Source organism: uncultured Bifidobacterium sp. (genome assembly GCF_949292005.1).
Lineage (GTDB): Bacteria > Actinomycetota > Actinomycetes > Actinomycetales > Bifidobacteriaceae > Bifidobacterium.
In genome coordinates, this window is sequence record NZ_CASEXV010000006.1 from 1 (window position 1) to 7,709 (window position 7,709).

The following is a 7,709-nucleotide window of genomic DNA, read 5'->3' on the forward strand; positions in this document are numbered from 1 at the left end:
CGACCCGTTTTCCTGCGAAAAGGCGTGCCCATTCGGCTCCCATGCGGTCGAAAAAGCCCACGTCGCATTGATGGTTCAAAAACGCGTCGACTTTGAGCACGCCTCCGGCTCTGACGATTCCGTCCCGGCGTATCCTCTCCTCAAGTTCCCTCACGTGTCCTCTTTTCCTCTCCCGCTGTGCGGATGGAGACCGAGCATAGCCACCCACACTGACCATCCGTATCGCAAGTGGCTCCGTGGGTGCGCCGGGGTCATCGACGACGACGAGGAGGAAGGGGTACCGTCGCGCGGTTGTTGCCGAGGTGACTGGCGTTCGTGCTAAACATGTATGCGCAGCCGAGAGGCCGGATAGGTCTTTGCGGAACCGTTCAAAGGAAGGACGCGAGTGTCACAGGATCCGGATGTCATCCAACGCACGACGCAGGAACTCGTCGACGGTCTCAATCCCCAGCAGAGGGAGGCCGTGACGTATCGTGGGCCGGCGCTGCTCATAGGCGCGGGAGCAGGATCGGGCAAAACCCGGGTGTTGACACGGCGCATCGCCTGGATGCTGACGGAGCTTGGGGCATGGCCCGGTCAGATATTGGCCATCACCTTCACCAACAAGGCCGCCGGCGAGATGCGCGAACGTCTCGGTCGTCTCATCGGACCTGCGGCACAGCGGATGTGGGTGTCCACATTCCATTCGGCGTGTGTGCGCATCCTTCGTCGCGATGGGAAGTCCATCGGCTTGTCGTCGGGGTTCTCCATCTACGATTCGGCGGACAGCGAGCGTCTTATCAAGATCATCTGCGTCGACCTCAACGTGGATGTCAAACGGTATACGCCGAAGCTGCTCCTGTCCAAAATCTCCGACGCGAAGAACGGGCTCAAGGATTGGCGCGTCCAGCTGCGGGAGAAGGCGCCGGACTATCGTCCGGGACAGCGGGGATACCATATCGGACGAGCCGACGACATCGATTCGATCGTCGCCATCGTCCACGCCGAATACCAGCATCGGCTCGCCATGGCCAACGCCGTCGACTTCGACGATTTGATCGGCAGAACCGTCGAGCTTCTTCGGTCGGATCCGCGGGTCGCGGCGTACTACAGGCACAGGTTCCGCTACATCCTTGTCGATGAGTATCAGGACACCAACCATGCGCAGTATGAGCTGATCCGCGAGCTTGCCGGGATCGACGCGGCAAAATCCCCAAACGCCGGATCCGACACGCAGCTCGGTGGGGAACCGGCGTGGGTCACCGTCGTAGGCGACTCCGACCAGTCCATCTACGCGTTCCGGGGCGCGGACATCAGCAACATCCGGGATTTCGACAAGGACTTCCCCGAAGCGCGCGTCATCATGCTGGAACAGAACTACCGTTCGACGCAGATGATTCTGGACGCGGCCAACGCGGTCATCTCGCACAATCCCGACCGCCGTCCTAAGAAACTGTGGACGGCCGCCGGACCGGGAAGCAAGATCATCGGATACGCGGCCGACGACGAGAGGCAGGAGGCCGCATGGATATCCCGGGAAGCGGCCCGTCTGGCGCAGGAGGACGGAACGCCGTATTCGGACATGGCCGTCATGTACAGGGCGAACGCGCAGTCACGGGCCATAGAGGAGGCGCTGATCAACGCGCGAATCCCGTATCAGCTGATCGGCGGGACGAGATTCTATGAACGCCGGGAGGTCAAGGACGCGATGGCCTACCTGCAGGCGATCGTCAACCCGGCCGACGATGTGAACATGCGTCGCATCCTCAACGTTCCCAAACGCGGATTGGGGGCGCGCGCCGAATCGTTGGTGCTGGAGTACGCGCGGGACAATGGGATCACCTTCTGGGATGGCGTGGAGAGGTGCGACCGCATCGACGGCGTGCCGACCCGCACAGGTAGAATCCTTGAATCCTTCCGGCAGATGATGGGCGAGCTGAGGGAATTCGCCGACAAGCATGACGACCATCCGTCAGAGGTTGTGGCGAATGTGCTTGATCAGACCGGACTATTGGAGGAGCTTCGCCGTTCGGAGGACCCGCAGGACGCGTCCCGCGTCGACAATCTGGCCCAGCTGCAGTCGGTGGCCGCCGAGTTCGAGCAGAACACGCCCGACGCGACGCTGGCGGGATTCCTGGAGACGACGGCATTGGTCGCGGATGCCGATCAGCTTCCCGACGAGGGGGAGAGCACCGGCAAGGTCACGCTGATGACGCTTCATACGGCGAAGGGTCTGGAATATCCTGTGGTGTTCCTTCCCGGCATGGAGCAGGGGACTTTCCCCCATTCACGCGCCATGGAGGATGTCGATGAGCTGTCCGAGGAACGGCGTCTGGCATATGTGGGAATAACCCGCGCCAAACGGCGTTTGTATGTCACCCGCGCGGCGAACCGCTTCCAGTGGGGGCGCACGGACGAGATGTTGCCCAGCCAGTTCCTTGATGAGATACCCGATGGCCTTATCGAGTGGGAGCGCAGACAGGCGCCCTCGGAGCTCGTGCGTGGAGGTTCCGACGACGAGTTCGGCGGAGACTGGGATGACGACGATGGTGGTCGTCCATCCTTTGGACGTTCGTCATACGGCTCGTCCAGCAGGTCCGGGCGAGGAGGCTCGTGGGGGTCGTCAACAACCTACGGATCGACGTCGGCACGCGGAGGTTCCCGGCGCAGCACCTATGGATCCTATGGCACGTCCTCATCCCACGGAGCATCCTCGCACGCGACGAAGTCCTCCAGGGTGTCAACTCGCACAGCACCGGCGAAGCGGGTGAAACCCGCCGTTCCTCATGCGGATGTGGGGCAATTCGCCGTTGGCGACAAGGTCTCGCATGACAGCTTCGGTCTTGGCACGGTGGTGGGCATAGAAGACAAGGGCCACAACTCCGTGGCGGTTGTGGATTTCGGATCGGGCGGGGTCAAGCGTCTTCTCCTGCGGGTCGCGCCTATGGAGAAGCTGTGATATTCTAGACGCTTGTGTCTGCCGTGGGTGGACATTGTCTGGAGTCTTGGCCCATCAGCGGGACGGCGGTTCTTCCGGAACCGTTGACGCCTGTGCGTCGAAGCGTTGGAGAGGCTGACTCGGCGCGTGTTTTCCACGTGTCACGTTTCAGATAACGACAGAAATAGAAGGAAACATCATGACCAACATTCAGCGGTCACGTCGTCAGGTTCGCCTGTCGCGAGCTCTGGGGATCGCTTTGACCCCGAAGGCCCAGCGTATTTTCGAGAAGCGCCCCTATGCTCCTGGCGAGCATGGACGCACCCGTCGCCGGACCGAGTCGGATTACGCTGTCCGTCTGCGCGAGAAGCAGCGTCTGCGCGCCCAGTATGGCGTGTCGGAGAAGCAGCTCCGCGCCGTGTATGAGCGTGGAACCCACACGTCGGGACAGACCGGCAACGCCATGCTCATCGATCTTGAGACCCGGCTTGACGCGCTCGTGCTGCGTTCGGGATTCGCCCGTACCACGGCTCAGGCCCGCCAGTTCGTCGTTCACCGTCACATTCTTGTCGATGGCAACATCGTCGACCGTCCGTCCTACCGCGTCAAGCCCGGACAGACCATTCAGGTCAAGGCCAAGAGCCAGACGATGGTTCCTTTCCAGATCGCCGCAGAGGGAGTCCATCGCGACGTCCTCCCCGCGGTTCCCGGTTACCTTGATGTGAACCTCACGTCCTTGAAAGCCACCCTCGTCCGCAAGCCGGAGACTGAGGAGATTCCCGTTCAGGTCAACATCCAGTACGTCGTCGAGTTCTACGCCCGCTGACGTACCGAGCAGTCTTGTGCCCCCGTGGAAAGATTCCGCGGGGGCACGCTTATTTACCTGATGCTCATTACCTGTGTTGGCCTCACCCGTCCGTCGCTGGCATCGTTGCTGGCATAAATCCGTTGCTATTCGATATGGCTCTTATCCGGCCGTGTGCCTATTTCAACTTCTGACCGTTCCGTTTTCCCGTCGGCGCCTTCTGTTGCCATTCCTGCCCCGGCCTCGTCGGATTGTTACGTAGCGCGGCTTGTCAGTCTCCGATGATCGATCCCACGAGCGATGAGACGATCGCCATGATCAGAGAACCCACAACCGACCATAGAAATCCATGTATAACGACGCCGACGCCGAAGAACGACAACGCGAGCCACGAAGCAAGTCTCATGAACAGCCAGTTGATGATAAGCGCGACAAGGCCAAAGCTGAGGATGCTGAAGGGCAACGCGAGGACGTGGACGACTGGTTTGATGGATGCGTTGATGATTGCCATGAAGAACGCGAACGCGGCGACGCCCAGAACCGGAGGGGTGCCGATTGGCGTCATGCCGGGAAGAACCGCCACCATGACGCCAGCGGCTATGGAGAGCACGAGCCATCGAGAGAGAAATGAGGACATGCTCTGATTATGCCATCGTTTTGCGTCCTCGTCGTGTGGGGCCTGCATGATCGTCCACGGTTCCGCCGGTGCGATAATCGGCATATGCGAATCACTCTCCACCTTGTCCGTCACGGACAGACGTATTTCAATCGGTACAACAGACTTCAGGGATGGTCCAACTCCCCATTGACCACGCAAGGCCGGGACGATGCCAGACGCGCGGCCGACCACTTGCGGGATATGGCTTTCGACGCGGCGTATTGCTCCGACACCACGCGTGCGATGGAGACGGCCGCCGTGATCTTGGACGTCAACGAACGGGCGGGTCATGCCCGTCCCGAGTTGACGACGTCTCCGGCCTTCCGAGAACAGTTCTATGGGTATTTCGAAGGCAGGGATATGTCGGAATCATGGTGGGCGGCCGGGGCTCCGCATGGGGCAGCGACATACGCGGACATCGTCAGGGACCATGGACTGGCAGCCACGCGGGATTTCCTCAAACAAGCCGATCCCTTCCACGACGCAGAATCGGATGAGGAATACTGGAGAAGGATCGAATCCGGTTTCGATCTGATCGCGTCCAACCCCCATCTCAAGAATGGAAGCCATGTGTTGCAGATATCGCATGGAAACACCTTGCTTAGCCTCATCAACCGCTTTGGGTCCGGCGACGGCGTCATGACCACCCGGCCGGCGAACGGAAGCGTGACGGTCCTTTCATTCGACACGGGGATGCCACTTGACGCCGGCGTGAGGGTGCTTGCCGTGGGCGACTGATTCATTCGGATGCCGTTTCCGCCGTGGGAGTCCCGGCCGCGAACTAGGCTAAGCTGGGTCTTTGTCCGCCTGGAACGGTTCCAAGGCAGAAAACGAGGTGCAATTATGGGTGTCGCAGATATCGCTGGATTGATCGCCGCCATAGCTTTCGCCATACTCACCGGTTTTCTCATCTATCCCCTGATTCGGCTGGGCAAGCTGTTCGACCAGATCGCCGCGACCGTGCGCGATTCGGGAGACCACGCCATTCCGGCATTGGACGAGGGCGTGACGACCGTTCGCCAGATCAACAGATCGTTGGAGGACGTCAACAAGATTTCCGAGGCGGCATCATCGACGGCGCGCAACGTTGGCGCGCTGGCAGACCTGTATGGATCCTTCCTGGGCAAGCCTGTCATCAAAATCGCTTCGACCCTCTATGCGGTCAGAAGCACCGTGGGATCATTCATGGCCGGAAGGCGGGCGTCCGACGCCGCTGCTACCGACGCGTCTACGACCACCAAGGGGGAATGATGTCGAAAAGACTGTTCTGGCTGTCCGTGGGGTTTGTCGCCGGAGTTGTGACGGTGACCAAGGCCCGCGCCTATGTGAAAGCCAACACACCACAGTCCGTCCGTGGAACCCTCTTCCCGGACTCCTCGCAGAACGTCGCAGTGGCGACGCTGGCTGGACTGTGGAGGGATTTCACGACCGCCCGCGAGTCGCGCGAACGTGAGCTGAACCGCAGATACCAGGATGTCGTCTGAGCGACTGATTCGTCCAATCCACTAATCTGAGACCGCCGCGGAACGGGATGTTTCGCCGGCGTCATCATCGAACAAGGAGCCAATCCGAGCATGCGCACTTCGGAAATCGCCAAGCGCTACCTGCAGTACTTCCAAAGCAACGGACACATGGTCGTGCCGTCGGCCTCGCTGATATCACCCAATCCAACGACTCTTTTCACCATTGCCGGAATGGTTCCTTTCATACCGTATCTTCTGGGCGAACAGACACCCCCCTCCCGCCGTATGGCGTCCAACCAGAAATGCGTGAGGACTCTGGACATCGACGAGGTGGGCAAAACCACACGCCACGGCACCTTTTTCCAGATGCTTGGGAACTTCTCCTTCGGCGACTATTTCAAGGCGGAGGCCATCCATTACGCGTGGCAGCTTCTGACCACACCGCAGGATGATGGTGGATACGGTTTCGACCCCGAGCGTCTCTGGGTTACCACCTACACGGACGACGAGGAGGCCCGCTCACTCTGGCGCAACGAGGGCTTCGACCCCGAGCACATGCAGATCTTCGGCATGGAGGACAACTTCTGGACGACCGGAGGCCCCGGACCCGGAGGCCCCTGCTCGGAGATCTACGTCGACCGCGGTCCTGAGTACGGCAAGGACGGTGGTCCCGCTGCGGATGAGAGCCGCTTCATTGAAATCTGGGATCTCGTGTTCGAGAACTACGAGGTCGACAACGTCAAGTCGAAAACCGATTTGCATATCGTCGGCGAGCTGGAGAACAAGAACATCGATACGGGAGCGGGACTCGAGCGTCTGGCCTACCTCCTTCAGGGCAAGCAGAACATTTACGAGACCGATGAGGTCTATCCAGTCATCGAGGCCGCCGAGAGGATATCCGGCCGTCGATACGGCGAGGATGAGCAATCCGATGTGAGGTTCCGCGTTGTGGCCGACCATGTCAGATCGGCGCTGATGATCATGAGCGATGGTGTCCGTCCGAGCAATGTGGGGCGTGGCTATGTCCTCAGGCGCCTTCTTCGCCGCACCGTCAGGTCGATGCGCATGCTCGGGGTGACCGACGCCGTCCTTCCCGCGCTTTTCCCCGTCTCCAGGGATGCGATGATACCTAGCTATCCCGAACTGGCGAACACTTTCCATGAGGTCTACGAATCGGCCTGCGGCGAGGAGGACGCCTTCAGGAGGACTCTGGAGAACGGGACGACCATTCTTGACACCGCCGTGCGCAAGGCTCGTAAACAGAATTCGCAGGTGTCCGGAGAGGATGCCTTCACGCTGCACGACACGTACGGGTTCCCCATCGAGCTCACCTTGGAGATGGCTTCCGAACAGGGCGTCAAGGTCGACGAGGAGACGTTCCGTCGTCTGATGGGCGAACAGAAGTCCCGCGCGAGGGCCGACGCGTTGAAGAAACGTCACAATGTCGATCTGAGTGTGTACGACGATTTCCGCAAAACCCTCAGCCGACCCATCGATTTTCTGGGGTACACCCAATTCTCCAGCAGATCCACCGTCCTGGGGATCATCCAGGAGGGCAAGGGTGCCGTCCCTGCCGTCACAGGACCCGCTGTGGTCGAGGTGATCCTCGATCGCACGCCGTTTTACGCTCAGGCGGGAGGACAGTTGGCCGATCAGGGTCAGATGGTGTCCGATGAGGGCGCTGTGCTGGAGGTCGATGACGTCCAGAAGCCCATCAAGGATCTTATCGTCCACCAATGCCGGCTCACCGAGGGCACGCTGGTCGTTGGCTCCCAGGTGAACGCCAACATCGACATGGAGCGTCGTGGGGCAATCGCCCGGTCGCATACGGCGACCCACATGGTCCACAAGGCGTTGCGCGAGGAG

Annotated in this window: 7 protein-coding genes and 1 pseudogene; 6 read left to right on the forward strand and 2 right to left on the reverse strand. The window is 60.5% G+C overall.

The features are described 5' to 3' along the window. Positions 1-154, reverse strand: a pseudogene (locus tag Q1X90_RS00190) (xanthine phosphoribosyltransferase); the annotation flags it as partial. Positions 155-385: 231 nt separating this feature from the next. Here Q1X90_RS00190 and Q1X90_RS00195 point away from each other — a divergent pair. Both Q1X90_RS00195 and rpsD read left to right on the forward strand, forming a co-directional pair. Further along, positions 386-2,938, forward strand: coding sequence for a UvrD-helicase domain-containing protein (locus Q1X90_RS00195; RefSeq protein WP_300765647.1), 2,553 nt, complete (start codon positions 386-388; stop codon positions 2,936-2,938). A gap of 178 nt (positions 2,939-3,116) precedes the next feature. Next, positions 3,117-3,743, forward strand: a complete 627-nt coding sequence (rpsD, locus tag Q1X90_RS00200; protein WP_300765648.1) for a 30S ribosomal protein S4 — start codon at positions 3,117-3,119, stop codon at positions 3,741-3,743. 250 nt (positions 3,744-3,993) lie between these two features. Here the strand turns inward: rpsD and Q1X90_RS00205 are convergent, their stop codons facing one another. Next, a complete protein-coding gene (locus Q1X90_RS00205) occupies positions 3,994-4,359 on the reverse strand; it encodes a phage holin family protein (RefSeq protein WP_300765649.1) in 366 nt (121 codons plus the stop codon). An 84-nt stretch (positions 4,360-4,443) separates the two neighbouring features. Between Q1X90_RS00205 and Q1X90_RS00210 the strand changes: the two genes are divergently transcribed. From Q1X90_RS00210 to alaS, 4 genes are all read left to right on the forward strand, one after another. Beyond that, complete coding sequence (locus tag Q1X90_RS00210; protein WP_300765652.1) at positions 4,444-5,118, forward strand: histidine phosphatase family protein; 675 nt, start codon at positions 4,444-4,446, stop codon at positions 5,116-5,118. A 105-nt stretch (positions 5,119-5,223) separates the two neighbouring features. Further along, positions 5,224-5,631, forward strand: coding sequence for a DUF948 domain-containing protein (locus Q1X90_RS00215; RefSeq protein WP_300765650.1), 408 nt, complete (start codon positions 5,224-5,226; stop codon positions 5,629-5,631). After that, complete coding sequence (locus tag Q1X90_RS00220) at positions 5,631-5,864, forward strand: hypothetical protein (RefSeq protein ID WP_300765653.1); 234 nt, start codon at positions 5,631-5,633, stop codon at positions 5,862-5,864. The genes Q1X90_RS00215 and Q1X90_RS00220 overlap by 1 nt, the downstream gene beginning before the upstream one ends. 90 nt (positions 5,865-5,954) lie before the next feature. Continuing rightward, positions 5,955-7,709 (forward strand): alanine--tRNA ligase (gene alaS, locus Q1X90_RS00225; RefSeq protein WP_300765651.1); only part of this gene is annotated, 1,755 nt, incomplete at its 3' end.

Coding starts and splice junctions, on each gene's coding strand:
- Q1X90_RS00205 (WP_300765649.1), bottom strand. CDS start 4,359: ATGTCCTCATTTCTCTCTCGATGGCTCGTGCTCTCCATAGCCGCTGGC.
- Q1X90_RS00215 (WP_300765650.1), top strand. CDS start 5,224: ATGGGTGTCGCAGATATCGCTGGATTGATCGCCGCCATAGCTTTCGCC.
- rpsD (WP_300765648.1), top strand. CDS start 3,117: ATGACCAACATTCAGCGGTCACGTCGTCAGGTTCGCCTGTCGCGAGCT.
- Q1X90_RS00210 (WP_300765652.1), top strand. CDS start 4,444: ATGCGAATCACTCTCCACCTTGTCCGTCACGGACAGACGTATTTCAAT.
- Q1X90_RS00220 (WP_300765653.1), top strand. CDS start 5,631: ATGTCGAAAAGACTGTTCTGGCTGTCCGTGGGGTTTGTCGCCGGAGTT.